This is a genomic window from Marinomonas sp. AWM4_232 (genome assembly GCF_056158325.1).
Genome location: NZ_JBSWTA010000001.1, coordinates 627323 through 652572, shown reverse-complemented (window position 1 = coordinate 652572; position 25250 = coordinate 627323). Strand labels below are relative to the sequence as shown.

At 46.1% G+C, this 25250-nt stretch carries 24 protein-coding genes and 1 riboswitch; of the genes, 20 read left to right on the top strand and 4 right to left on the bottom strand.

The annotated features are described in order from the left end of the window. Positions 1-22: 22 nt before the first annotated feature. The 3 genes from hldE to ACXAC1_RS03120 are packed head-to-tail and all read left to right on the top strand — an operon-like array spanning position 23 to position 4452. Positions 23-1450 carry a bifunctional D-glycero-beta-D-manno-heptose-7-phosphate kinase/D-glycero-beta-D-manno-heptose 1-phosphate adenylyltransferase HldE gene (gene hldE / locus ACXAC1_RS03130; protein WP_475058634.1) on the top strand — a complete coding sequence of 476 codons (1428 nt, stop codon included), beginning with the start codon at positions 23-25 and terminating at the stop codon, positions 1448-1450. Beyond that, on the top strand, positions 1450-3216 hold the full coding sequence (gene msbA / locus ACXAC1_RS03125; protein ID WP_475058632.1) for a lipid A export permease/ATP-binding protein MsbA: 1767 nt from the start codon (positions 1450-1452) through the stop codon (positions 3214-3216). Before hldE ends, msbA begins: the two co-directional genes overlap by 1 nt. Positions 3217-3225: 9 nt before the next feature. After that, on the top strand, positions 3226-4452 hold the full coding sequence (locus tag ACXAC1_RS03120; protein ID WP_475058629.1) for a 3-deoxy-D-manno-octulosonic acid transferase: 1227 nt from the start codon (positions 3226-3228) through the stop codon (positions 4450-4452). On the opposite strand, the gene ACXAC1_RS03115 is transcribed toward ACXAC1_RS03120, so the two are convergent. Beyond that, positions 4440-5777 (bottom strand): O-antigen ligase family protein, encoded by a 1338-nt coding sequence (locus ACXAC1_RS03115; protein WP_475058627.1) that lies wholly within the window; start codon positions 5775-5777, stop codon positions 4440-4442. The two genes, ACXAC1_RS03120 and ACXAC1_RS03115, sit on opposite strands and share 13 nt — an antisense overlap. A gap of 175 nt (positions 5778-5952) precedes the next feature. Here ACXAC1_RS03115 and ACXAC1_RS03110 point away from each other — a divergent pair, with 175 nt between their 5' ends. From ACXAC1_RS03110 to ACXAC1_RS03085, 6 genes are all read left to right on the top strand, one after another. Further along, a complete protein-coding gene (locus tag ACXAC1_RS03110) occupies positions 5953-6714 on the top strand; it encodes a glycosyltransferase family A protein (RefSeq protein ID WP_475058625.1) in 762 nt (253 codons plus the stop codon). After that, a complete protein-coding gene (locus tag ACXAC1_RS03105) occupies positions 6714-7664 on the top strand; it encodes a glycosyltransferase family 2 protein (protein WP_475058622.1) in 951 nt (316 codons plus the stop codon). Before ACXAC1_RS03110 ends, ACXAC1_RS03105 begins: the two co-directional genes overlap by 1 nt. A 76-nt stretch (positions 7665-7740) precedes the next feature. Continuing rightward, a riboswitch (TPP riboswitch) is annotated at positions 7741-7846 on the top strand. Between the two features lie 46 nt (positions 7847-7892). After that, entirely contained in the window at positions 7893-8885 is a 993-nt protein-coding gene (gene thiB, locus ACXAC1_RS03100; RefSeq protein ID WP_475058620.1) for a thiamine ABC transporter substrate binding subunit, read from the top strand. A 3-nt stretch (positions 8886-8888) separates the two neighbouring features. Further along, complete coding sequence (thiP, locus tag ACXAC1_RS03095) at positions 8889-10469, top strand: thiamine/thiamine pyrophosphate ABC transporter permease (RefSeq protein WP_475058619.1); 1581 nt, start codon at positions 8889-8891, stop codon at positions 10467-10469. Continuing rightward, positions 10456-11157 (top strand): thiamine ABC transporter ATP-binding protein, encoded by a 702-nt coding sequence (locus ACXAC1_RS03090; RefSeq protein WP_475058617.1) that lies wholly within the window; start codon positions 10456-10458, stop codon positions 11155-11157. The genes thiP and ACXAC1_RS03090 overlap by 14 nt, the downstream gene beginning before the upstream one ends. A 58-nt stretch (positions 11158-11215) precedes the next feature. Beyond that, on the top strand, positions 11216-12079 hold the full coding sequence (locus tag ACXAC1_RS03085; RefSeq protein ID WP_475058614.1) for a DMT family transporter: 864 nt from the start codon (positions 11216-11218) through the stop codon (positions 12077-12079). Here the strand turns inward: ACXAC1_RS03085 and ACXAC1_RS03080 are convergent. Next, on the bottom strand, positions 12076-12978 hold the full coding sequence (locus ACXAC1_RS03080) for a DMT family transporter (protein WP_475058612.1): 903 nt from the start codon (positions 12976-12978) through the stop codon (positions 12076-12078). The two genes, ACXAC1_RS03085 and ACXAC1_RS03080, sit on opposite strands and share 4 nt — an antisense overlap. Positions 12979-13259: 281 nt before the next feature. On the opposite strand from ACXAC1_RS03080, the gene rpsF reads away from it, so the two are divergent. From rpsF to ACXAC1_RS03050, 6 genes are all read left to right on the top strand, one after another. Beyond that, a complete protein-coding gene (rpsF, locus tag ACXAC1_RS03075) occupies positions 13260-13670 on the top strand; it encodes a 30S ribosomal protein S6 (RefSeq protein ID WP_199460157.1) in 411 nt (136 codons plus the stop codon). Between the two features lie 22 nt (positions 13671-13692). Then, complete coding sequence (gene rpsR / locus ACXAC1_RS03070) at positions 13693-13923, top strand: 30S ribosomal protein S18 (protein WP_115468597.1); 231 nt, start codon at positions 13693-13695, stop codon at positions 13921-13923. 23 nt (positions 13924-13946) lie between these two features. Then, complete coding sequence (locus ACXAC1_RS03065) at positions 13947-14804, top strand: hypothetical protein (protein WP_475058609.1); 858 nt, start codon at positions 13947-13949, stop codon at positions 14802-14804. Between the two features lie 32 nt (positions 14805-14836). Next, a complete protein-coding gene (rplI, locus tag ACXAC1_RS03060; RefSeq protein ID WP_133562552.1) occupies positions 14837-15283 on the top strand; it encodes a 50S ribosomal protein L9 in 447 nt (148 codons plus the stop codon). Between the two features lie 155 nt (positions 15284-15438). Continuing rightward, positions 15439-16815: a replicative DNA helicase gene (gene dnaB / locus ACXAC1_RS03055; protein ID WP_228190914.1), complete on the top strand. Its 1377-nt coding sequence runs from the start codon at positions 15439-15441 to the stop codon at positions 16813-16815. 85 nt (positions 16816-16900) lie between these two features. Continuing rightward, positions 16901-18463 (top strand): methyl-accepting chemotaxis protein, encoded by a 1563-nt coding sequence (locus ACXAC1_RS03050; RefSeq protein WP_475058605.1) that lies wholly within the window; start codon positions 16901-16903, stop codon positions 18461-18463. Between the two features lie 70 nt (positions 18464-18533). Here the strand turns inward: ACXAC1_RS03050 and bioA are convergent, their stop codons facing one another. Both bioA and ACXAC1_RS03040 read right to left on the bottom strand, forming a co-directional pair. After that, a complete protein-coding gene (bioA, locus tag ACXAC1_RS03045; RefSeq protein WP_475058602.1) occupies positions 18534-19826 on the bottom strand; it encodes an adenosylmethionine--8-amino-7-oxononanoate transaminase in 1293 nt (430 codons plus the stop codon). Positions 19827-19915: 89 nt separating this feature from the next. Next, positions 19916-20638, bottom strand: coding sequence for a ComF family protein (locus ACXAC1_RS03040; protein ID WP_475058600.1), 723 nt, complete (start codon positions 20636-20638; stop codon positions 19916-19918). A 106-nt stretch (positions 20639-20744) separates the two neighbouring features. Here ACXAC1_RS03040 and bioB point away from each other — a divergent pair, with 106 nt between their 5' ends. From bioB to bioD, 5 genes are read left to right on the top strand one after another with little or no spacing between them, the layout of a single operon-like run. Next, positions 20745-21731, top strand: coding sequence for a biotin synthase BioB (gene bioB, locus ACXAC1_RS03035; RefSeq protein WP_133562883.1), 987 nt, complete (start codon positions 20745-20747; stop codon positions 21729-21731). After that, positions 21718-22902, top strand: a complete 1185-nt coding sequence (bioF, locus tag ACXAC1_RS03030) for an 8-amino-7-oxononanoate synthase (RefSeq protein ID WP_475058597.1) — start codon at positions 21718-21720, stop codon at positions 22900-22902. Before bioB ends, bioF begins: the two co-directional genes overlap by 14 nt. Positions 22903-22908: 6 nt before the next feature. Beyond that, positions 22909-23715: an alpha/beta fold hydrolase gene (locus tag ACXAC1_RS03025; protein WP_475058594.1), complete on the top strand. Its 807-nt coding sequence runs from the start codon at positions 22909-22911 to the stop codon at positions 23713-23715. Next, positions 23696-24496, top strand: coding sequence for a malonyl-ACP O-methyltransferase BioC (gene bioC, locus ACXAC1_RS03020; protein ID WP_475058592.1), 801 nt, complete (start codon positions 23696-23698; stop codon positions 24494-24496). Before ACXAC1_RS03025 ends, bioC begins: the two co-directional genes overlap by 20 nt. Next, positions 24489-25175, top strand: a complete 687-nt coding sequence (bioD, locus tag ACXAC1_RS03015) for a dethiobiotin synthase (RefSeq protein WP_475058590.1) — start codon at positions 24489-24491, stop codon at positions 25173-25175. Before bioC ends, bioD begins: the two co-directional genes overlap by 8 nt. Positions 25176-25250 lie beyond the last annotated feature (75 nt).

The window sequence follows — 25250 nt, the reverse complement described above, 5'->3', positions numbered from 1 at the left end:
AAAAATCGATTGATAAGTGTTTATGACCTCTTCGTATTTAAATCTCGCCAACAAAAAAGTCGTTGTTATTGGTGATTTGATGGTGGATAGATATTGGCAGGGTGGGACCTCTCGAATTTCTCCTGAAGCGCCAGTGCCTGTAGTAAAAGTTTCGGAAATTGAGGATAAACCAGGTGGGGCAGCCAATGTTGCTATTGGGTTGGCTAAACTTGGTGTCGCTGTGACCTTAATTGGTATTGTGGGCGATGACGAAAATGGCCGTATATTGACGCATTTGTTAGAGTCGGCGGGGGTTGAGTGTAAGTTCTGCGTTTCACCCAATTATGCCACCATCACCAAACTTCGTATTCTGAGCCGTCACCAACAGCTTATTCGATTAGATTTTGAAGATGTTCATGTCAATTTAGACGACTTACATGCTTTAGAGAATTTATGTAAGCAGAGTATACCAAATGCCGATGCAGTCATTTTTTCAGACTACGCAAAAGGGGCATTAACTGAGGTATCCAAGTTAATCGACTTGGCCAATGAATCCCAAGTGGCTTCCTTAGTCGATCCCAAAGGCAATGATTTTTCAATTTATAAGAACGCGACCTTGGTGAAACCAAATTTGGCTGAGTTTGAGGTCATAGTTGGCGCCTGTGTTAACGAGGCTGATTTTTTTGCTAAAGGTGAAAAGCTTAGGCATGAACTGAATTGCCAAGCTTTACTTGTGACACGTGGAGAGCATGGTCTGGTGCTGTTTGAAAAGAGCAAGTCTCCTTTGCTTTTGGCAACCGCAGCGAAAGAAGTGTTCGATGTAACAGGAGCTGGCGATACTGTCATTGCTGTTTTGACTGCTGTTTACACCACAAGTAAGCGCTTTGCGGATGCAGTGGATTATGCCAACCTGGCGGCAGGTTATGTGGTAGGGAAACTGGGAACCGCATCCATTTCGGCAGAAACGCTTGAGGCCATCATGTTTGCTCGTTCGCATTCGACTAATTTTGGTGTGTTATCACCTGAAGCGCTCAAGGAACAAATTAAATTAGCACAGTTAAATGGTGAGAAAATTGTGTTTACCAATGGCTGTTTCGATATCCTTCACCCAGGTCATGTAACCTATATTAAGCAAGCCAAGGCGCTAGGCGATCGCCTGGTAGTGGCAGTTAATACCGACGCATCAGTTAGGCGTCTAAAAGGAGAGTCACGTCCTATTAATGATCTAACTCATCGCATGGCTGTCTTAGAGGGGGTCGGTGCGATTGATTGGGTGACGTGGTTTGATGAAGATACCCCTTTGGACATTATTCAACAGTTGACTCCAGATATCCTGGTTAAAGGCGGAGACTACACGATTGAATCAATAGTCGGGGCCGGACATGTTTTGGAGCATGGCGGTGAAGTGAAAGTGCTGACCTTTGTAGACGGTTACTCTACGACCAAAATTATTGAAAAGGCGAACAGTTAATGGCAGCTTCTGACCCACAAACCTCGGCTAAAAAGTCAGGGGTTAAGATTTACCTTCGCCTGCTTGGATATATCAAATCTCAATGGCTGATTTTCCTGATTAGTGTGATGGGCTATATGCTCTATGGTGCCATGGAGCCTGCCCTAGCATATCAGTTGAAGTATATCGTCGACGTTGTCTCAAATGGCGCTATTGAAGAAAATCGCTTGATGATCCCTGTCATCATTTTATCGATTATCTTTTTACGTGGTATTGGTACGTTTTTCGGTAGCTACTTTATGGCAAAGATAGCCAATAAGGTTGTTTACGATTTGCGGACAACTATGTTCGATAAATTAGTACTACTGCCTACCAGTTATTATAGTGAAATGCCTTCAGGCCGCCTGCTATCCAAGCTGACCTATGATACGGAGCAAGTGATCGGTGCCGTGACATCGGCCGTTAAAACCTTGCTTCGCGAGGGTTTAACCGTCGTCGGTTTATTGGGTTATATGTTGTATGTAAACTGGAAGCTTTCGATTCTATTTTTGTTAATCATCCCTATCATTGGTTTTGTTGTATCTTATGCGTCAAAGCGCTTTCGTAAGCTAAGTAAACGGATTCAAAATGCTATGGGGGGCGTCTCTGATGTCGCATCTGAATCTATTAAAGGTCATGAAGTGGTTAAGATCTTTGGTGGCTTTGAATACGAGCGTGATCGCTTTCGCCAAGCGGCTGGTGATAACCGACGCTCTCAGCTAAAAATGGAGCTGACTAAAGCTCTTAATATTCCGGTCGTGCAATTTCTAGTGGCGATTTCATTAGCGATTCTGATTTGGCTGGCTTTAGATCCAAATCTTAGTCAGCACATGTCTGCCGGAGACTTTGTATCGTTTATTTCGGCTGCGGGGATGCTCAGTAAACCTGCTCGCCAGTTGACAGATGTAAACAGTACCTTGCAAAAAGGCATTGCCGCGGCCCAAAGTATCTTTGATTTCATCGATATGGCAGAAGAAGAGGACAATGGTTCCAAGCACCTAGCGAATGCCAAAGGGGATATTGAATGGCGCAATTTGTGTTTTCAATATCCGAGTAGCGATCGTCTTATCTTAAATAAAATTAATCTAAAGCTGCCCGCAGGCAAGACGTTGGCACTAGTTGGTCGCTCGGGTGGTGGTAAGTCTACTTTGGCGAACCTTGTGCCGCGTTTATATGATGTGACCAGTGGTGAGCTGTTAATTGATGGTGCTGACAGTCGTGAATATAGCCTGAAAAGTCTACGTAGCCAGATTGCCTTGGTGAATCAGAATGTGGTGTTATTCAATGGCTCCATTCGCGAAAATATTGCTTACGGCTATTTGCGTGGTGCTTCCGAAGAAGATGTGATTGCTGCTGCCAAAGCAGCGAACGCTTGGGAATTCATCCAAGGCTTGGACCAAGGGCTAGACACCATGGTAGGTGAGAATGGTGTGCTGCTCTCTGGCGGTCAGCGTCAACGTATTGCCATCGCTCGCGCTATTTTAAAGAATGCGCCTATTTTGATTTTGGACGAAGCGACGTCTGCCTTGGATACTGAGTCGGAACGAGCGATTCAACAGGCGTTGGACAGTCTAATGAAAAACCGCACTACGATTGCCATTGCTCATCGACTTTCGACTATTGAAAATGCAGACATCATTGCGGTGGTGGATCATGGCTCGATCATTGAAGTTGGTTCCCATAATGAGTTATTGGCGCAAAATGGCGCCTACGCTCAACTTCACCAAAAACAATTTAACGAAGAGTAACTCAGATTTATGTGGCTCTATCGTGTGCTGCTGGCCTTAGTGTCGCCATTTATTGCGCGACGTATTTGGCGCTTTCATAAACGCTACGCCAATTATCGAGTGCAAGAAACGTTCGGTAATTGGGGGGCTGTGCAAGCCGATCTTTGGTTACACTGCGCGTCTGTTGGCGAAGTGCTAGCTGCCAAACCATTGATTGCTCGATGGTTTGAAGCAAACCCAGGCAAGCAACTGCTGATCACCACAGTGACACCGACTGGTGAAGAACAAGTGCAAAAGTGGTTCGCAGACCGTGTTCAGCATCGTTATTTGCCTTTAGATCATAAGGTTTGTGTGCAGCGTGCTTTAGGTGATCTCAACTGCCCTCAACTCGCTATTATTGAAACCGAGCTTTGGCCCAATTTGCTTCAAACGGCGAAAGCAAAGGGCATGATCATACAGATTATTAATGCCCGTTTGAGTGAGCGCTCAGCCAAGCGATATGAAAAGTTTGGCTGTTTTTCAAAACCTCTGATGGCTCTGCCGGATCGTTTCTTGGCCCACGCTGTAGCCGATGCAAAACGCTTTCAATCTTTGGGCGCAAAAGACGTTTCAGTGGTGGGTAATATCAAATTTGATATTACTGCTCCGGATGACAGTGAAGTGCCTATTTGGCGTGAAGCGCTCGCGCCCAATCATGAGTTTGTTTGGATTGCTGCCAGTACCCATGAGGGCGAAGATGTGCAGTTTTTAGAGGCGCACCAAACTCTTAGAAAACAAATACCACAAGCAAAATTGATCTTAGTCCCTCGCCATCCTGAGCGCTTTGAGGCTGTCTATGAACTCAGCCAACAGCAAGGCTTTCATACTGTACGGCGCTCGGCTGATCAGCTGGATACTTGGGCGCATGCAGAAGTGCTGCTCGGTGATAGCATGGGTGAAATGATGCGCTATTTTGCCATTTCTGATGTGGCCTTTGTTGCCGGCAGTATGATCGAGCGAGGAGGGCACAACCCGATTGAGCCCGCGATCTTATCCAAACCTGTTATTGTGGGTGCGCACACCTTTAATTTTGCTGACATTACAGAATCACTGATACACGATGGTGGTGCTGTCCGCGTATCATCAGCGGGGGAGTTGGCGGAACAGCTTCTCTTATTGCAAAACGCCGATCAGCGACAAGTTATGGGGCAAAAAGCGCTACGCAACGCGCAAGCTAATCAAGGAGCGCTTAAGCGGGTTCTCTGTTACTTAGGGTAGTTGTTGGAGGAGATATTCAGCTTTTCATGCCATATTTTGCCAAACACTCCTGCTAGGATGATCTGAAGGCAGAGCGTCCCCGTCCAATAGTTTTGATAAGCCTCAAAACAAATCATCACGCTCCAAAAACATATAAAGCTAAAATAGAAATAGCCAATATCCGCTGGCAGTTCTTTATTTCGTATATGTTGCAGTACCTTTTTGGTCAAATAAACCCAAGCAGATAGATAAAATATCAACCCTATAATCCCAAAGTTAACCAGTATTTCAATATAGGAATTATGCAAGTGACCAAATTGTTTTCTGACAAAATCAGGCAGCCATTCAGTCTTCTTAATCACTAAGGTCATGCCGTTGCTGCCCCAGCCAAATGTTGGCTTTTCCTCAATAAAATCCTTTGCCGCAACCCAACTGTGTAGTCGTATGCCAAAGCTTGAGTATGGAACATTTTCAAAGTCTGCAGACAGTATCTTGGATATGGCTGTTTTCTCAGTCATTACCCTGTTTAGCACATAGTCACTTGTCGCAACTGTGTACACGAGACCGGCACTTAAGGTAAGAAGTAATACGATTATTCTGGCAGTGTTTGAGCGCTGGGAGGACTTGTATACTTTGATAATGAAGAATACGGCGAATACTGCAAATGTTACCAGCAGTGCTAGCCAGGATTGTCTAGATGCGCTAATTAATACGGCACACAAACTCAACGCAATGGCGCTGGTGCTGAAAAGTACTAGGTATTTTTTTGTACGATATATTCGCGGGGTGAAACAAATCAGTCCTAAAGCGACAATACCAAAAAAGAGCGAAGTGTGTTGCGCATTTTCGAGATTGAAGTCGACCCTTTTGCCTTGTAGCCCATCGATAATTTCCTGTGTGCCATAGCCTGCGAGCCAAGGTGATAACAGAATGGCGGCCGCGGCAGTGAGATAGAGTAACCAGATGCCATGCTTATACTGTGCGACCCACCAAGTGAGTGGAATAAAAATAAGCCAACGAGTGAGATAGTCTACTTCTAAATTCTTTACAGCCCATTCAGGGTGAGTCACATGTGACAAGGCCCAAGGTATCGATTGAACGAAAACCGACAATAGGACAAGAATAAAAAGAGGAGCGCTCTTAACGGCTTTTCCATACTTATAAAGGCATAGTAGTCCTAAACAGCCAGTGATTTCTAATGCTGTTTTGCCAATGTCGTATGAGCTAGAGCGGCTGAATGCAAATACCAGCAGTGTGATAAAGCCTATTACAGAAACGAGCTTAGGTTGATGTTCGATGGTCTGGCGGCGTAACACTTTGGAAAGCGCTGGTAATATAATTGCCATTAGGTGTACTATTTTTGATTGTTTGAGAACGAGGGTAGGTCATTAACTCAACCTGTCTAGGTGAATGATTGTACTAAAGTTTTTGTGATAAGTTGAGTAATTCTAGGTTGAGTGTTGTGCAATGAAAGCGATCGTTTTTTTTAAGTCAATTATGGGAATGATTAAGTTGAGATACATGGACTCAACTGAGCCTAGGGCGGTAAGTGTTGGTAAGCCTCAGGTACTGATCTCCCTGACAACAATCGAGTATCGCTTACCAAGGCTGCATTATGTGATTCGTAGCCTCTTGTGTCAGAGCGTCTCGTTTAAAAAAATAGTGCTTTGGGTACATCATGATCTACAGCCTAAGTTGCCTGCATCCCTTCTAGACTTGGAGTCAGAGCGCTTCGAAATACGTTTTAGTGACAGCACTTCTTCCCATCGTAAATTGATTGAAACGCTAAAAATTCACCCAGATGAATACATAGTGACGTGCGATGACGACTTAATGTATCCACGAGACTGGTTGGAACGTTTGTTGCAGGAACATGCTAAGCACCCTGATGCTGTGGTAGCGCATATGTGCCGAGCGTTTGGGTTTAACGAACAAGGCTTGATGCCTTATAAAAAATGGTCTTCGGAACAGCTGGGGCATAGTTCTGATCGAACCTTAGCTGTGGGGTGGGGAGGCGTTCTATATCCCCCAGGTTGCCTTTATAAAGATGTACTTAATGAAGAATTATATATGAAGCTTGCCCCTAAAGCAGATGATTTTTGGTTTAAGGCGATGGCTCATTTACAAGGGACGAAAGTTTATAAATCCAGTTGTCCTAACCCTGAGCCGCTACCTATCTTGTTGACGCAAAAATACTCGTTGATGAAAAGTAATATTGGGGATAACGATAATTGTAAGCAGTGGCTGGCAATTGCTGGGCATTATGGGATTGATATTAGCTAATGTTTGATGTATCTGTAATTGTACCGGTTTATAACGTTGAGCAATATATTGCCACTTGTATTGACTCCTTACTCAAACAGACTTTTGCTGGTCGTTTGCAAATCATTTTAATAGAAGATCAGTCTCCTGATAATTGCGCCGCAATTTGTCGTCAGTATGCGGCTGAATATACCAATATTGATCTGATCGAACATCAGCAGAATGGTGGTAGTGCAGTTGCTCGAAATTCTGGTTTAGAAAAAGCTCGGGGTAAGTATTTGATGTATGTCGACCCTGATGACATTTTGCCTACTACTGCAATTGAAACCTTGTATCAAGCAATTGAGCGTAGTGGTGCGGACATTGTAAAAGGGTCTAATATTTCTTTTGGAAATAATAAAGTTAAAGAGAACATCTCTCGTGAAGAGACAATTTATGGCGAGGACTGTTTAACGACGCTTTTACAACATGATAAGTTACGTGGGCACCCTTGGGGTAAGATCTTTCGCGCGTCTTCTTTTAAGGATGAGCGTTTTACTCCAGGTTTCAACATGGCTCAAGATCTACTGTATTGCGCAGAAGTGTTTAGCAAAGCCAAGTCTTTGTTAATAATTCCAGATGTTGTCTATCACTATCGTATACACACTGCTGGCGCGACAGGCGGTAAGTATAAAACGGGCGCCTATAAAAGCTGGTTAAAATGCATCATAGAGATTGGTTCCTTTGTTAAGACGAAACAACAACGCTCAGCTTATCTTGAATTGAAAATTCGTACACTTTGCCAGCTAGCCAGAGAGATTCGCTCATTACGTGGTGAATTGCTTCGTTCCACATTGCGTGAAGTAGAGCGCATCTGTAATCCATGGCTACCTTCTTTATGGCATTTGGTTTTTGTTGATCGAATATCGATTGCGTCAATCAATCGTTACATTCGGTATCAGCGTGCGATTAGGGTTGCTAGGAAAATTTAACACTGGTTTTTTTAGATCTAGGTTGCTATGTCTAAACTTACTGTGTATCTGCTAGAATAACCCCGTTTTAAAACACCTGTATCTCATGGGGTGTGGCGTTTGCCGCTGAGAAGCCATTGATGGCTAACCCATTGAACCTGAACCAGATCATGCTGGCGTAGGAATTGAGATAGCAAGCCCTTCACATCTTGCCAATCCAGTTATACGCCGCTCATTTATGGAGCGACTATGTCCTTTAAATCTTTTGCGCTTTCTGCGACAGCTTTGTTGTCTTGTAGCTTGGTATCGGCCCAAACGCTGAATGTTTACACCTACGATTCTTTTGCCTCTGAGTGGGGCCCAGGTCCGAGGATCAAAGCCAACTTTGAAGCAGAGTGTGGCTGTGAGCTGAACTTTGTTACGTTGGACTCATCGGTCGGCATTTTGTCCCGTGTACAGCTTGAAGGTGACGCGTCTGAAGCCGATGTTTTACTGGGGCTTGATCTCAATGTAATGGAGGCGGCTAAGAAGTCAGGTTTATTGGCTAAGCACAGCGTTGACACTTCTGCTGTGACCACGCCTGGCGGCTGGGATGATTCATACTTTGTACCATTCGACCAAGGCTATTTTGCTTTTATTTATGACAGTGAAAAACTGGAAACCCCACCAGCGTCCTTAAAAGACGTAGTTGAGAACCAAGACCTAACAGTGATTTACCAAGACCCACGTACGTCAACACCGGGATTAGGTTTGCTGCTTTGGATGAAGTCGGTCTACGGTGATCAAGCGGCGGATGCTTGGGCGAAACTTGCAGATCACACTGTGACGGTTACTAAGGGCTGGTACGACGGTTATAGCTTATTCTTAAAAGGTGAAGCGGATGTGGTGCTAAGTTATACCACTTCTCCTGCTTACCACATTGTTGCTGAAGGGGAGCATAAGTACAAAGCGGCCGAAGCAAGCGAAGGATTTTACCCTCAGATCGAAGTGGCAGCGATGTTAGAAAACGCTCCAAACAAAGGGCTAGCTGAGCAGTTCATGCAGTTTATCCTTGAGCCAGGCTTCCAAAATGTTGTGGCGACTGGTAACTGGATGTATCCAGTGATGGAGAATGTTGACCCTCTGCCAGAAGCATTTACATCACAACCACAGCCAACCAAGGTGCTGACGTTAGACGCTGAGAAAGTGGCGCAAAACCGTCAGGCTTGGGTGAATGAGTGGTTGGAGGCGACGACTCGTTAAACATTGTTTTCTAATGCGCATTTACGCCCAGCTTGGCTGGGCGTTTCATTATATTCTGTGATTGCTCTGGCAGCGCTGGTGGCGCTGCTCAGTTATGCTTCGCCAAGTTCTTGGGGGAGTTTCTTTTCTGATCCTTACACTTGGCGTGTGGTGCGCTTTTCTTTTATGCAGGCCAGCCTCAGTGCCTTACTGAGCATATTGTTGGCCATCCCGATGGCGTCTTGCTTATTTCATCGACGCTTTTGGGGACGACAAACGCTACTTTCTCTGTTTGCTATTTCAATGGTTGTGCCGACGATTGTGGCCATCCTCGGTATTGTGGTTGTTTATGGCCGTAATGGCTGGTTTACCGCTTTGTTTGGTCAGCCTTTTCCTTTGTATGGACTGGGTGGCATTTTAATTGCGCATGTTTTCTTTAATATGCCGTTGGCGGTTCGAGTTATTTTACAGGCCTATGACCTGATTCCTGATGCTCAATGGCGTCTCGCCAGTCAGTTGGGGTTATCGCGCTGGCGAGTGTTTCAGCTAGTGGAATGGCATTACCTGAAGAAAAACCTTCCTGGGGTGTTTTTGCTGATTTTTATGCTGTGCTTTTCTGGCTTTGCCGTCGTGTTGAGTCTTGGCGGAGGGCCTCGCTCAAGCACCTTAGAAGTGGCGATTTATCAGGCGTTGCGTTTTGAGTTTGACTTAAACAAAGCCAGCTATTTGTCTTTGCTTCAGGTGGTGATTTGCTCCGTAGTGGCTGTGGCAGTGTACCGATTTGCACCGCCAGTTCGTCAAGATGTGAGTTTGTATCAAGGGGGACGTTTACCTTTGCGGTCCAGTAAATGGGCGAGTTGCCTAGACTATGGCGTCCTCGCGCTGGTGTTGCTTTGGGTGCTGCCGCCGTTTGTTGCCATTCTGTCACCCATTTTTAGTGAGTTATTTTGGCTGAGTTTATTGGACTCTCAGTTATGGTGGGGGCTTTGGCACTCAGTACGCATTGCTTTGCCTTCTGGCGTGCTGGCGCTGTTAATGGGGTTGAGTATTGCGGCCATTGCACGAGCGTGGCGCTGGCACCCGCGTCGAAATCGTTGGGCGGTACGACTGGAGCAGTCAGGTAATCTTGTTTTGATGGTGCCAAGCCTTGTGTTAGCAACGGGGTTGTTTTTGCTGTTTCGCCATTTAGGGGTGAGTATTAAACATGCTTATTGGATTGTTGTCTGGGTCAATGCGGTGATGGCTCTCCCTTTTGTGTTGAGGTCGATCATGCCGATGATGTACCAGCAGGAGAAGCGCTTTCGTCAGTTGTACTGGCAAATGAATATCGTTGGCTGGTCTCGATTGCGTCTTGAATGGCAGACGATTCGTTCGGCTTTGGCTCAAGGCTTGGCTTATGCGGTGTTACTGAGTTTGGGTGATCTGGGCGTAGTTGCGCTGTTTGGCTCGAAAGGGTTGGAAACTCTGCCTATGTATCTGTATCAGCTGATCGGTTCATATCGAGTTGAACAAGGGGCATGTGTGGCGGTCGTATTGATTGGTTTGTGCTTAGTGCTTTTTTATGGAATTACGCGTCTGCTAGGAGGTCGTCGTGCTGTCGTTTGATGTGCAATATCAGTGGCAAAGCTTTGAGGCGCATTATCAGGGGCAGCTGGCCGTTGGTGCGACCTCTATTTTGGGGGCAAGTGGATGTGGGAAAAGCACACTGTTGTCTCTTTTAGGTGGTTACGTTGTGGGACAAGGAAGTATTGGCTTTGCTGGTCAAGATCTGTCTCTGAAACCTCCGTTTGAGCGTCCTATTACCACTCTTTTTCAGAGTGATAACTTATTTCCGCAACTTTCTGTCTGGGATAATGTTGCGATTGGTATTTGTGCTTCTCGCTCGCTATCCAGCGCACAGAAAGAGACAGTCATCTGGGCTCTAGAGCAAGTCCAGCTCTCTGACTGTCATGCCAAATACCCAGATCAGTTGTCAGGGGGGCAGGCGCAGCGAGTGGCCATTGCTCGTGTGTTGGTGAGAGATAAGCCTATTTTGCTTCTGGATGAGCCCTTTAGTGCGCTGGATCCCAAGTTGCGCTCGGATATGCTGGCGTTAATTGGTCGATTAACGCAAACGTATCAGTGGACCACTGTGATGGTGACACACAGCCCTGCGGATGCTGTGTTGTTAGGTGGGCAAATATTGCTCATCGAGAATGGTCAAATTGTTGCACAAACTGATGCGAAAAAATTGTACGACTCTGCTCCAGAATCACCATTTTGCGACTATTTAAGTATTTCATCAGCGCCTTAATCCGTTCATCATAGATGCTCTCCCTTCATCCAGCTTAAATCCAGTTAAGGACGCTAAATTGAGTGATGTCTACTTAGTTAAGAAAGGCATTTATGCAACGGTTGCTTATGCATTTATTATGTCCATCACTGCTGTGGCCGCGAAGCAAGTGCAAACACAGATCGCGGTTCCGGTGTTGGTGTTTTGGCAGAGCTTGTTTTGTGTGCTGGTACTCTTGCCACAGATGTGGGGGAAGTGGGAGCGCCGTCCGCTGCATGTGGTGAAGGCGCATTTCTTACGAAGTCTCGGTGGCTTATCTGGTTTCCTTTTCTATTATTGGGCGCTAAATCATATCCCACTGGTGGAAGCGTCTTTGTTACGTTCTTGTGCTCCTCTATGTGTGCCATTTGTAGTGTTGGCGATGCATCGAGTTATGATTCCTAAAGCGCGATGGTTGCCTTTGTTTATTGGTTTTATTGGTGTGGCCTTGGTGATTAACCCCACACCTGATCATTTCAATCCATGGCATATTATTGGCTTTTTATCCGCCGTTGGCTTGGCTTTCTCGATGGTGACCACGCGATTGCTCAGTAGTCATGTTTCTGGTCAGGAAAACATGATTGTCTACTTTGGCTTTTCTGCACTCTTGTCATTGCCGTTAGCATTGGTGCAAGGGGAGAGCCTAGCGCTACCTGCTGATACCTGGCTGTGGGTGTTGTTGGTGTCGGTCACTTTGTATGTGGGAATGTTCCTTTATACGAAAGCTTATACTTACGCCCCTGCAAGTGTGGTTTCTCCAGTGAGTTATATTGGTATTGTCTTTGCTGGGTTTTGGGGATGGGCCATCTGGGGGCATGTCCCAGATTGGCTGGCCATTTCTGGGACAATGTTGATCTTCGTGAGTATTTTGCTCAGTGCTCGCTTAAGTAAAAAGAAAGCTTAAGTGTTAATCGCCTGACGCTGAAGGCGTTGACTAACAATGGTAGCGATGGCTATGCCTGAAAAGATCAAACAGATGCCGATGCCGTGGAAGCCTTGAATGGCCTCATTCAAAAACAATACGGATAAGAAAATGCTAAACACTGGGAGTAGGTGGATGAAGTGACCTGCAGTCGCGGCTCCGAGTTTTTGGATGCCGGTATTCCAGCAAATAAATGCACCAATGGAGGCAAAAATCGCCATGTAAACAATGGCCCCCCAATGGGCTGTTGTGAGCGTAGCAATGTTGGTGCTTGAGAAGAATAAATAAATGGGGAACTGTATGGCGGTCCCAATGATGGCCGTCACCGCAAAAAAGCTCAGTAGATGCATTGGAGGGCGTTTAACGAGCAGTACCGAGTAAATGGCCCAGCTCACCGCCGCAGTAACTATCCACAGATCACCTTTTGATATGGTCAGATGGAGAAATGTATCGAGGCTGCCTCGACTGACGATGACAATCGCTCCCAGAGTGGAAATTAAAATCCCCGCATTTTGTAAGAAGTTAGTTTTATTGCCAAGCAATATTCTTGCTGTAATTAAGATCATGACTGGCATGATGGAATTCAGCAGTACAGCGTTGGTGACAGTGGTCGATGTTAAGCCGATATAGAGAAACAGGTTGTAGTTACAGATACCCAGCCATGCAAAGAAAACCAGCATTGCCCAATGCTGTTTTACAAGAGGCCAATCTTGGCGGATTTTTCCGTAAGCGAACGGCAGAATAAGTAAACAAGCAAAGCTCCAACGAAAGAACGAAATGGTGTAAGGGTCAATGCCGCCAGATACAGTTAGTCGCCCTAGAACATAATTTCCAGACCAAAATAGGATTGGCAGTAATAAATAGACAAAAGCAGGCATCATGAATCCTTTCAAACATCAATTTTAAAGGTGCGTGTCTGTGTTACGAAAGACAGTCGATGCTCAACATAACGAGTTACCGTTTCGATGTCGAGATCTCAATGATGAAGTTACTTTGATTGCTTGCGCCGAAAGTATGCTCTGTGGCGGTTAAATAATACTCATAAAGTCTTTTTAAATTTGCTTAGTCGGTATATAATTCGCATCCCCGTAAATCACTACTCCTTGTCTCACAGCTTTTTAACGGGGGAAGCGTGGAGACTAAGAACCCATAAGGAGCAATCATGCGTCATTATGAAATCGTGTTTCTGGTACACCCAGATCAAAGCGAACAAGTTCCAGCAATGATCGAGCGTTACACTAACTTGATCACTGAAGATGGCGGTCAAGTACACCGTCTTGAAGACTGGGGCCGTCGTCAACTAGCTTACCCAATCAACAAAATCCACAAAGCGCACTATGTTCTTATGAACATTGAAGCGTCTGAAGGTGTGATGGCTGAGCTAAATGACACTTTCCGTTACAACGATGCGATCATCCGTAACCTAGTTATCCGTCGTAAAGAAGCGGTGACTGAAGTGTCTCCGATCAAAGCTTCTGAAAGCCGTGAAGAGCGCCGTTCTGCTCCACAGCGTGAAGAGCAAAAACCAACAGAAGCTGCTGCTGATAAAGCTGCAGATGACTCTGCTGAATAATTGATTAATTAGGAGATACATTATGGCTCGTTTTTTCCGTCGTCGTAAATTCTGCCGCTTCACTGCAGAAGGCGTTAAAGAGATCGATTACAAAGATCTAGACACTCTAAAAGGTTACATCACTGAAACTGGTAAAATTGTACCAAGCCGTATCACTGGCACACGTGCACGTTACCAGCGTCAGCTAGCGACTGCTATCAAACGCGCTCGCTACATTGCTTTGCTTCCTTACACTGACGGTCACTTCAACTAATAAGTGACGTAAGAAGTATTACTATGGGCGGTTTAGCTAACTGGGTAATGATTAAACGCAACAATGCCATCCTTGTGGTTGCATTGTCTAGTATCATTCCAATGATGTTTTGGCTGGGCGCAGCAGTCCTCGGACTGGTGGTACTTCGAAAAGGTGTAAAAGACGGAATACCTGTCATCGCTTGGGGCGGACTACCAGCCATTGTGCTGTGGACGATCCAAGGAGATGCAACAGCACTGATGGTGCTGATTGACACATTCATTTTAGCCTATGTGTTAAGAGAGAAAGTGTCGTGGGCTTGGGTGATGTTAGGAGCCAGTATACTGGCTGTTCTATCATCCCTGATTCAGCCGCTACTCATGGCAAGTTTGTTGGATATGGTTGCAGAACTGATCCAGCACATATTAAGCAATGAGGTGGATGGCGACCTTCCTTCCAAGGAAGTGATCATTCAGCAGGCGGTGATCGCTATGTCAGTTGTACAAGCTTACATTGCTGTGGCGGTGCTATTTTTAGCGCGTCGTTGGCAAGCGAAGTTATACAACCCAGGCGGTTTAAAGAAAGAATTTCACCAATTTAGATTGCCGCTTGTCGTGGCATTGATTCTCGGCGCAATGGTGCTGGTTGGTGAAAGCCTAGGTGGTGGTTTTGAGGTGTTGTCTCGAGCTGCTATCCCTGCCCTTGTGATCCCGGGTTTGGCCTTGGTGCATGGTATTCTGGCATTGAAAAAAATTGGGATGGTCGGATTGGTACTTTTTTATCTGATTGGTTTGTTAGTTCTGAGTGTGTATTTTGCGAATATTCTGATCTTCCTTGCGGTGGTCGATAGCTTTGTAGACATTCGAGGGCGCTTGCAATCAACCCCTTCCGACATCAATTAAAAGCTAGTTAATTTATTTTAGAGGTGATCGAGATGAATGTGATTCTACTCGACAAAGTAGGCAAACTAGGCGGTATCGGTGACGTAGTTACTGTTAAACCAGGTTTTGCGCGTAACTTTTTGATTCCAAACAAAAAAGCTGTAATGGCTAACAAAGCGAACTTGGCTTCTTTCGAAGAGCGCCGTGCTGAGCTAGAAGCTCAAGCAGCTGAGCGCGTTGCAGCAGCACAAGCTCGTGCAGCAACTCTAGAAGGCAAAACGTTCACTATCACAGCTAACGCTGGTGATGAAGGTAAGCTATTCGGCTCTATCGGTACTCGTGACATCGCTGATGCGATCGTTGCAGGTGGCGTTGAAGTTGCTAAATCTGAAGTACGTCTTCCAGAAGGTGCTCTACGTAACGTAGGTACTTACGAAGTTGACGTTCAACTACACTCTGAAGTGACTGTTGCAGTTACTCTAGACGTTGTAGCTCAGTAATTTCTAACGAAATTATTGCTTCAAAGAGAGGCATTCCGCTTTTGGCGGAGTGCCTTTTTTTGTGTCTAGATTTTTAGTGAATCAGTCTGGTGTTTTTAAAGCAGAGTGATAAGCTTTAAAGCCTTTTTCAATCCCCATCTACGTGAGAGTGTTACGTGCAAGTAGAAGATTCAGAAGTATCCTCCATTAAATTGCCCCCATATTCCATCGAAGCAGAACGTTCTGTCATCGGTGGTTTGATGCTAGATCCTGAGGCTTGGGAAAAAATTTCTGAGTTGGTGGTCGCTGATGATTTTTATCGCCCTGAACACAGAGCAATCTTTGCTGTAATCGCTCGACTAGCAGATGACACGGAGCCAGCAGATGTTGTCACCATCAGTGAACGTTTAGATAAGCGTGGTGAGTTAGAGGAGATTGGTGGTATTGCTTATCTTATCGAGGTAGTGGAAGCCACACCGAGTGCCTCGAACATTGCTTCGTACGCTGAGATTGTACGTGAGCGTGCCATATTGCGCCGCCTGATTAGCACGGCCAATGATATTAATCATCGTGCTTACCACCCAGAAGGAATGTCAGCTTCAGATATTTTAGAAGAGGCTGAGCGTCGTATCTTTCAGTTAAACGGCGATGGTGAAAAGAAAGGTGGCCCACGAGCGGTTGCAGACATTCTGAGTAAGACCGTGGATAAAATTGATGAGTTGTATCATCAGGAAGGATCCATTACTGGCCTTAGTACCGGTTTTACCGATCTAGATGGCATGACATCAGGTCTTCAGCCGTCAGATTTAATCATTGTGGCGGGTCGTCCATCCATGGGTAAAACGACGTTTGCGATGAACTTGGTGGAGAATGCCACCATGATCAGCGAATTACCCGTCATCGTTTTCAGTTTAGAGATGCCCTCTGAGCAGTTGATGATGCGTATGTTGTCGTCTTTGGGTCGAATTGACCAGACACGCATGCGTTCAGGTCAGCTTATCCAAGAAGATTGGGATAAACTGATGTCTGCGGTCAAAATGCTGAAAGACCGTAAGCTTTTTATTGATGATACGGCGGGGATTAGTCCGACAGAGATGCGCTCCCGTACCCGTAAGATTGCCCGAGAGCACGGTGGTGTTGCCCTCATCATGGTCGACTATTTGCAGTTGATGCAAATCCCAGGCTACAGCGAAGGGCGAACAAACGAAATCTCGGAAATTTCTCGATCCTTGAAAGCCATTGCAAAAGAGATGAATTGTCCTGTTATTGCGCTTTCCCAGCTTAACCGAAGCTTGGAGCAACGTCCCAATAAGCGTCCGGTAAACTCGGATTTGCGTGAATCAGGGGCGATTGAGCAGGATGCTGATGTCATTTCCTTTGTATACCGCGATGAGGTATACCATGAAGATACCCCACATAAAGGTATTGCCGAAATTATCATAGGTAAGCAACGTAATGGCCCCATTGGTACTTGCCGTTTAGCCTTTATTGGTAAGTTCACCCGCTTTGAAGATTTGGCGCCTGATGCCTACCGTGACTTTGACGACGAGTAGTATTTTTTCGGCCTTTTGGTTGCGAAAAGTCTACGTAAATCTTAAGGTTAGGATTAATAATTAATTAGATTTATCGAGAGAACCTATGCGTAAGATGTCTGTTACAAACAGGGAGAATGACTTCCCTGCGCACTATACCCTTGTTTCCAGTACCGACGTAAAGGGACGTATAACGTTTGTAAACGATGACTTTTGTAAGGTGGCAGGCTATGAGCGTGAAGAGCTAATAGGTCAGCCTCATAATCTAATTCGTCATCCAGATGTTCCACCAGCAGTGTTTGCCGATATGTGGGAAAACTTAAAAGCGGGTCGTAGCTGGATGGGGATTGTTAAAAACCGATGTAAAAGTGGTGATCATTACTGGGTCAGCGCTCATGTAAGCCCATTGATTGATAATGGTAAAGTCATTGGTTACGAGTCGGTGCGCCAGAAGGTGACTAATGAGCAAAAAGCTCATGCGCAAATGGTGTATGAGCGTGTTAACAGTGGCAAGCATCCCGTGCCAAATATTCCGCGCCTAAAAGGCTGGATGTGGCGACAGACATGGCTAAATGCCATCTTTTTTGTTGTGTTTGGAATCATGGGGTTATTTTCCCCTTGGTTATGGTGGCAAATCTTATCCCCAATTTTAGCGATTTTAGGGGCGACGTTTAATCTGACGCAGCGTCATGCTTTACGCTCGACCATTGCCAAGCTTCCTCAAGAAGCACACAACGCTATAGGTCAGTATTTATATTTTAAAGCAGTCGGTCCCAATGTCGCTTTAAGTTTTTCTCAACTGCACAAAACGGCGGCGGCATTTACGTTTAGATATCGCTTGATGGTCGGCTCAAAACAATTGCAGCAGCGAGCAGAATTAGCCAAAGAAAGCGTTACTTCGAACTTGGCGAATTTCAATAAGCAGCGAGATAGCTTCAGAACAGTTGTGTCAGCCAGCACCCAACTTCAGGCCAGCGTTAACCAAATAGCGGACAATGTGCGTGTTGCTGCAGAAGATACGGCATCGGTTGAAGAGAAGGCGAAAGCAAGCCGTGACATGGCTAAGCACACTGGTGACACCATGCAGAGGGTGTATGCGGAAGTGAACGCAGCGAAAGATGTGGTGGTTGATCTGGCGAAACAGAGTGATCAAATTAACCATCTCGTTAACTCCATCAGTGATATCGCCGAGCAGACGAACTTGCTTGCCTTGAATGCGGCCATTGAGTCAGCCCGAGCAGGTGAAGCAGGACGTGGTTTTGCGGTCGTAGCAGATGAAGTGCGTGCGCTTGCCATCAGGACTCAAGATGCAACGCAAAGCATCCATGAAACAACAGAAGAGTTGAAGCGAAATACTCAAGCTGTGTTAGAAGCCATTGATAAAGGGGCTTCGGTTGCAAATGAAGGTGTTCAGGGGGTAACGGAAGTTGCCGATAGTATGAATGCGATTGAAGAAGCGATCCGACACATTGTTGATATGACTGCGCAAATCAACCTTGCGACGGCGGAGCAGGCGGATGTTGCGAACTCGTTGAATCAGCAAATGATGGATGTAGATCAGTTGAGTATTGAGAGTATCGAGCGGGCTGAGCATATTGTGACAAACATTGCCCACATCGAAGAAGAAGCGTACGAACAAGGCAACCTTGCTGAGCGGATGAAGCAGTAGGATTGGAAGTAATTTAAAAAAAGACCGAGCTAAGCTCGGTCTTTTTGGTTGGGCCAGTCGACTGGAAAGTTTACTGGAAATGCTGATTGATAACGGTATAGATTGCTTGTCCAAGTTTTTTAACTTCATCCTCTTGGATGATGTACGGCGGCATGAGGTAAATTAATTTGCCAAATGGGCGAATCCAAACCCCTTGCTCAACAAACAGTGGTTGAATCTGATGAAGGTCCACCGCTTGCTTAAGCTCGACTACGCCAATAGCACCTAAGCAGCGAACATTTTGAACCATATCAAGAGATTCACAGGGAGCAAGGGCAGCTTTAAGCCATTGCTCTATATTGGTTACTGTTTCTTCTATATTGCTCTGTTGGATGAGTTCTAAACTGGCATTGGCTGCACTACACGCTAGCGCGTTGCCCATAAATGTTGGGCCATGCATAAAGACGCCATCTTCTTGGCTAATGCCCAGTGCAACCTTGTCGCTGGTAAGCGTGGCGGCAAGTGTTATGTAGCCACCTGTTAGAGCCTTGCCGACACACATAATGTCAGGTTCGATTGTGCAATGTTCTGCGGCAAACAGCTTACCTGTTCGGCCAAACCCCGTGGCAATCTCATCAAAAATCAGTAGTACCTTAAATTCCTCACAAAGAGCTTTGAAAGCATCAAGGTAAGCCGGATTGTAAAAGCGCATGCCACCAGCATTCTGTACAACTGGTTCAATGATAAAGCCTGCGAGTTGTTCGTGGTGTTGCTCAAAGGTAGCGCGAACATCCGCTAGGTAGTCAGCGTCAATGGGTTGCGTAAGTCCTATTGGAGGCGGCGGTACAAAGAACTGTGATGTCAGTGCTTTCTGAAATACCCCGTGCATTCCATTAACCGGATCACATACTGACATGGCTGCGAAAGTGTCGCCATGATAGCCAGAGCGCGGGGTGATAAAGTGCTGCTTTTCGGGGTGCTCTTGAGTATTCCAATATTGGATCGCCATCTTAAGTGCAACTTCAACAGAAACCGAGCCCGAGTCAGAAAAGAAAACTCTAGTCAGCGTTGGCGGACTCATGTCGACCAGTTTCTGCCCCAAGCTAATCGCCGGCTGGTGAGTTAAGCCGCCAAACATCACATGAGAAAATTGATCGATCTGGGTGTGTAGGGCTTGATTGATAGCTGGGTGATTATAGCCATGGATCACACTCCACCAAGAGGACATGCCATCAATAAGGCTGCGTCCATCGGCGAGCTGTATTTGACAGCCTGATGCTTTCTCCACCAAAAAGTGAGGTGTTGGATGGCTCATGGACGTGTATGGATGCCATAAAAGTTGTTTATCGAGTTCGATGAGAACGTCGCGTTCTTCTTGGTTCATGTCGCTATGCCCTGACGGTCAATTGGCTAAAGAGCCGAGATACTAACGAATAAACAAGTAGGATGTCACGTGTCCAAATTGGCCGATGATTATTCTGGTGTTCGAGCCAAAGTGAGTGCCGTCACTCGTTCTGCGCCCGAGCGCAGTAGCGTCTCAGCACAGGCATTAAGAGTGCTGCCTGTGGTTACGATGTCGTCGATTAACACGATGTGTTTTGGTGCAGCAGTGTTATTTGTACTGAAATGGCGGTGTGATAACTTGTGACGCTCCTGTTTTGAGCGCGTATGTTGTGCTGAAATCGAGCTGGTTCGAACCAGTGGGAATAGTTTAATCGGTGAGGTGATATGTTCGGCGAGTTGTCGTTTCAGCTGTCGATAAATGAGAGTGGTTTGACAAAATCCCCGTGTTTTCAAGGATTCATCGCTGGTGGGAATGAGGCACCAATGTGTGGGCAGCTCAATGTCTTGTTGTAAAATGTGTTCGACAAGCAGTTCAATCAATGGATAGAGAAGGTGAGGTTGCTGCTCAAATTTAGCTTTTCGAATAAGGCCACGGCATAAGCCTTCATATCTTAGTGGGGCAATTATACGATCTAGGTGGATTGTAGACGTTTGGCATTCACCACAGAGGGTTAGCATTGTTTGCGCTGGTCTTGCGCAGCGCTGGCAGTGGCATTGATTGTAGGCTAATAGTTGGCGGCAGGTCTCGCACAGAGAGCCTTCGTTTGTGATTTCACAAACACAGCATTGATTCTTTAGTATTCGCTTGTAAACCAGTGTGGTTAATCTAGTTGACAGATTTTTGAGTGTCATTAGTATTGCGTTCCTTGCAACAATAAAATAATGGAGCCTTACGGTGAATATTGCGACTCAACCTCGATACGATTGGACTAGCCAGGAAGTTCAAGCACTGTTCGATATGCCTTTTATGGATTTGCTCTTCCATGCGCAAACCATTCACCGTGCTAATTTCGCACCAAATCAAGTTCAAGTCAGTACACTGCTGTCGATCAAAACAGGTGCCTGTCCAGAAGACTGTAAGTATTGTCCGCAAAGTGGGCACTACAATACAGAGCTGGAAAAAGAAAAACTGATGGAAGTCCAAAAAGTGTTGCAAGAAGCGCAACTGGCGAAGGAAAAAGGTGCGACTCGCTTTTGCATGGGTGCGGCCTGGAAACATCCTTCGCAAAAAGATTTCCCCTATGTGTTGGAAATGATTAAAGGCGTTAAGCAACTTGGCCTTGAATCCTGTGTAACGCTCGGAACGTTGAACGACGATCAAGCGAAGCAGCTTGCTGAAGTCGGTTTGGATTACTACAACCACAACCTAGATACGTCTCCTGAGTTTTACGACAGCATCATTACAACCCGTTCTTACCAAGAGCGCTTGGACACGTTGTCACGTGTGCGCGATAACGGTGTGAAACTTTGCTGTGGCGGCATTATGGGCTTGGGCGAAGAGCAGAAAGATCGTGTTGGTTTATTGCGTCAGCTGTCTCAAATGACTCCACACCCAGAAAGTGTGCCAATTAATATGCTAGTGAAAGTAGAAGGCACACCTCTTGAGAATGTCGACGATTTAGACGAATTCGAATTTATCCGTACCATCGCAGTAGCACGTATCCTCATGCCAACCTCTCATGTGCGTTTGTCTGCTGGTCGTCAAGGTATGAGTGAGCAAACGCAAGCATTGTGCTTTATGGCGGGTGCTAATTCTATTTTCTATGGTGAAAAGCTGCTGACAACCGGTAACCCAGAGGCCGATAAAGATCGTATGCTATTTAATAAGCTGGGCATCATGCCAGAGCAGCGTCACGATGTGTCAGATGAGGCGGTCGAGGAAGCGATTGCCGCGCAAGCGCAGGCCCAAGAAGAAGCTAAGTTCTTCTACGATGCCACGGTTTAAAACGCCTGAGTGGATGCTCACTGCGCTAGCTGAGCGCCGTGAGCAGCATTTGTTTCGCTCTACACATGTGGTTGCCAGCCCGCAAACAACCCGTCTAACGCAAAATAGTCAAGAATATTTGGCATTTTGCTCCAATGATTATTTAGGGCTAGCGAATCACCCTGTGCTTAAGCAAGCCATGTCTGATGCGGCGCTAGAATATGGCGTCGGCAGTGGTGCTTCGCATTTGGTTTGTGGTCACTTGGATATTCACGATGCCCTTGAACATGAGCTGTGTGAGTGGTTAGGTTATGAACGCGTATTGCTATTTAGTGCCGGCTACATGGCCAACTTGGCTGTGATCTCGGCGTTGGCTAGTAAGCAACGGCCTGTCCTGATGGATAAGCTCAATCATGCTTCCCTAATAGATGGTGCGCGCCTTAGCGAGGCTGTTTTTAAGCGCTATCTGCATAACGACACTGATAGTGCGAAAAAGCATATGCAACGTCTTGAGATGCCGGGTGTGTTAGCCACCGATGGCATCTTTAGTATGGATGGCGATAAAGCCCCACTTGTAGAACTGGCAGATTTGGCTCAACAGCAAGATTGGTTACTGGTGGTGGACGATGCCCATGGTCTAGGTTGCTTAGGTCAGCATGGTAAAGGTTGTCTAGAGTTAGATGGCTTAACTGCAGAGCAGGTGCCTTTTCTAATGGGGACCTTTGGTAAGGCATTTGGTGTGGCAGGAGCCTTTGTTGCTTGCTCCAATGATATGGCCGACTACTTAACCCAGTTTGCTCGCCCTTATATTTATACCACTGCGATGCCACCAGCGGTTGCCGCAACCGTGTTGGCAAGCCTTGGTTTGATTCGCTCAGCGGAAGGTCAGCAAAGGCGTCAAATGCTATCCAGTCATGTGCAGTACTTGAGTCAGCGAGCTGAGTCTTGGCCTTGTGAAATAATGGATTCTGACAGTGCTATTCAGCCTTTATTGATTGGCTCAAGTGAAACAGCTCTAGCCATCAGTGATAAGTTGATGCAGCGGGGCATTCTTTGTAAGGCGATTCGACCGCCAACCGTTCCTCCTAATACGGCTCGTTTGCGATTGACCTTGAGTGCCGACCATAGTCATAAGGATGTTGAGTATTTGTGTGATACTCTAGATAGCATCTTTAACGATGACTCTAAGTGATGAATTATGCGTACTCCTATTGAAACAGAAGCCTTCGGTGATCCAACATCTCCTGCGATTTTTATGGTCCCTGGTTGGGCCATGCCGAAAGAAGTCTTTCATGGCGTGGCACGTTTGCTTAGTGAAAACTTTTACGTTGTACTGGCGAATTTGCCGGGTGTCTCGGTTGATCCGAATTGGCATAAACGCAACCGTTTTGGGCCTAATTACGATATTGATGCCTTGGCAGAACAGTTGATTAGAGCGGCGCCTAAACCTTGTTGGTGGCTTGGCTGGTCACTTGGTGGAATGGTGGCAAATTACATCGCAGCCCGCCGCTCAAGTTGCGCTAATGGTGTGATTAGTGTGGCGAGTGCGCCAAAGTTTGTTGCCTCAGACGATTGGCCAATGGGAATGTCCGAAGACGCGTATAGTCAGTTTTTTGGCTTAGTGAAGGCATTTCCAGAGAAAGGTTTTCGTCGTTTTCTATCGTTGCAAGCTCAAGGTGCCAAAGACCCCAAAGGTTTAGCGAAGCATTTGCTTGAATTGCAGCCGAAAGAGCTCATTGACCCTGAGGCATTAGTGCGAGGTTTGGCATTACTAGAAACCTTGGATGTGCGCCGTGAGATTGCCTTACTAGACCGACCAAACTTGCATGTGTTTGGTGCTCAAGATGCGCTTGTCGAAACGCCAAATGTTGTACAAGCATTTCCGAGTAACCCTTTGCAAACCGTGTTGACTCTGCCGGAGCTAGCTCATCAGCCATTTCTAGAAGATCCGTCCCAATTTGTGGCGTTAATGACCCAATACATTCATGACAATACGTTCCACTGAAGCGATTACCAGTTACAAACAGAAAGTCGCTATGCGCTTCTCCCGTGCCGCTGAAAGCTACGATCAATATGCTGTGTTTCAAGAGTTGGTTTTATCTGAGCTAATGACTCGGTTTGCGCCTAATCCTAATGATTTCTGGGTGGACATTGGCACAGGGACGGGGCGAGCTTTAGAGGCGATGCATTCTGTGCAGCCGCAACTTTCCTGTGTTGCTCTGGATCTGTCTTTTGATATGTTGCGTCAAGCACAGCAACGTGCGGCCGGCGTAAGTTTGGTGTGCGCCGATGCAGAATCGCTGCCTTTTAAAGATGTCGCATTTGACGGCATTTTTTCCAGTCTAGCGATTCAATGGTGTCTACACCCTGACCATCTATTTAAGGAGTGGTATAGGGTACTAAATGAACAAGGTCAGGTGCTAGTAGCTACCCTAGTGGAAGGTTCAATGCCGGAACTTGGTGAAGCTTGGCAGCAGGTCGATGGTCGCTTACACCACAACCAATATCCAGAGTTAGAAACCCTTCTCAATCATTGCTGTGACGCTGGCTTTAAAGTGGCTGGTGCGGAGCAAAAAGCGCTCACTGTGTATTTTGACAGTGTAAAGGAGGCGGTGTACTCCTTGAAAAAAGTGGGTGCCTCCTTAGTAACAGAAAGCACAGATGTGGTGTCTCCCTCAAGATGGAAAGCGTTTGAGTCTGCTTACCAGCAGCAGACAACTGATCGTGGTATTCCCCTTTCCTATGAAGTGGCATTTATTCAATTAACAAAGGTTGATCATGGCTAAACAGCAGTTTTTTATTACTGGAACGGATACCGATGCAGGTAAAACCTACGTCAGTGTAGGAATGCTCAAGGCAGCAGCGCGACAAGGGTTGCGCACAATGGGGGTAAAGCCGATCTCAGCAGGTGCTGAGATGGTAAATGACAAACTCTGTAACGATGATGCTCTGCAAATTCAAGCGGCAGGCTCTGTGGCGCTTCGATATGAGCAGGTGAATCCCATTGTGTTTGAGCCAGCAATCGCACCTCATATCGCAGCCGCGAAAGAAAACAAACTGGTTACGGTTTCTCGATTAGAGGGATTTGTGCGCGGCACTTTACTTACTCCCCATGATTTTTCTATCGTAGAGGGAGCGGGGGGCTGGCGTGTTCCTTTGAATGATCGAGAGTTGCTATCAGATTTGGCGAAGCGTCTAGAATTACCGGTTATCGTTGTGGTGAATATGCGCTTAGGGTGTCTGAATCATGCGTTTTTAACGATGGAGGCGATTCGACGTGATGGCTTACCTATTGCGGGATGGATCGCAAATGGTGGGCAGCACGACATGCCGTTTTATGAGGAAAATTTAGCCACACTAAACAATATGATTTCTGCACCGCTGTTAGGCAGTTTGTCTTGGCATCAGGATGACCTCACTGCGGAACAGGAATTTGATCAACTATTTTCTAATCTAAATAGTTAACTTATTGCCCTATAAAGAAATTATTCTCATTTTCTTGCTCTGGTAGCCTGTGTCTTGGTTGACTCTGTGCTAAAG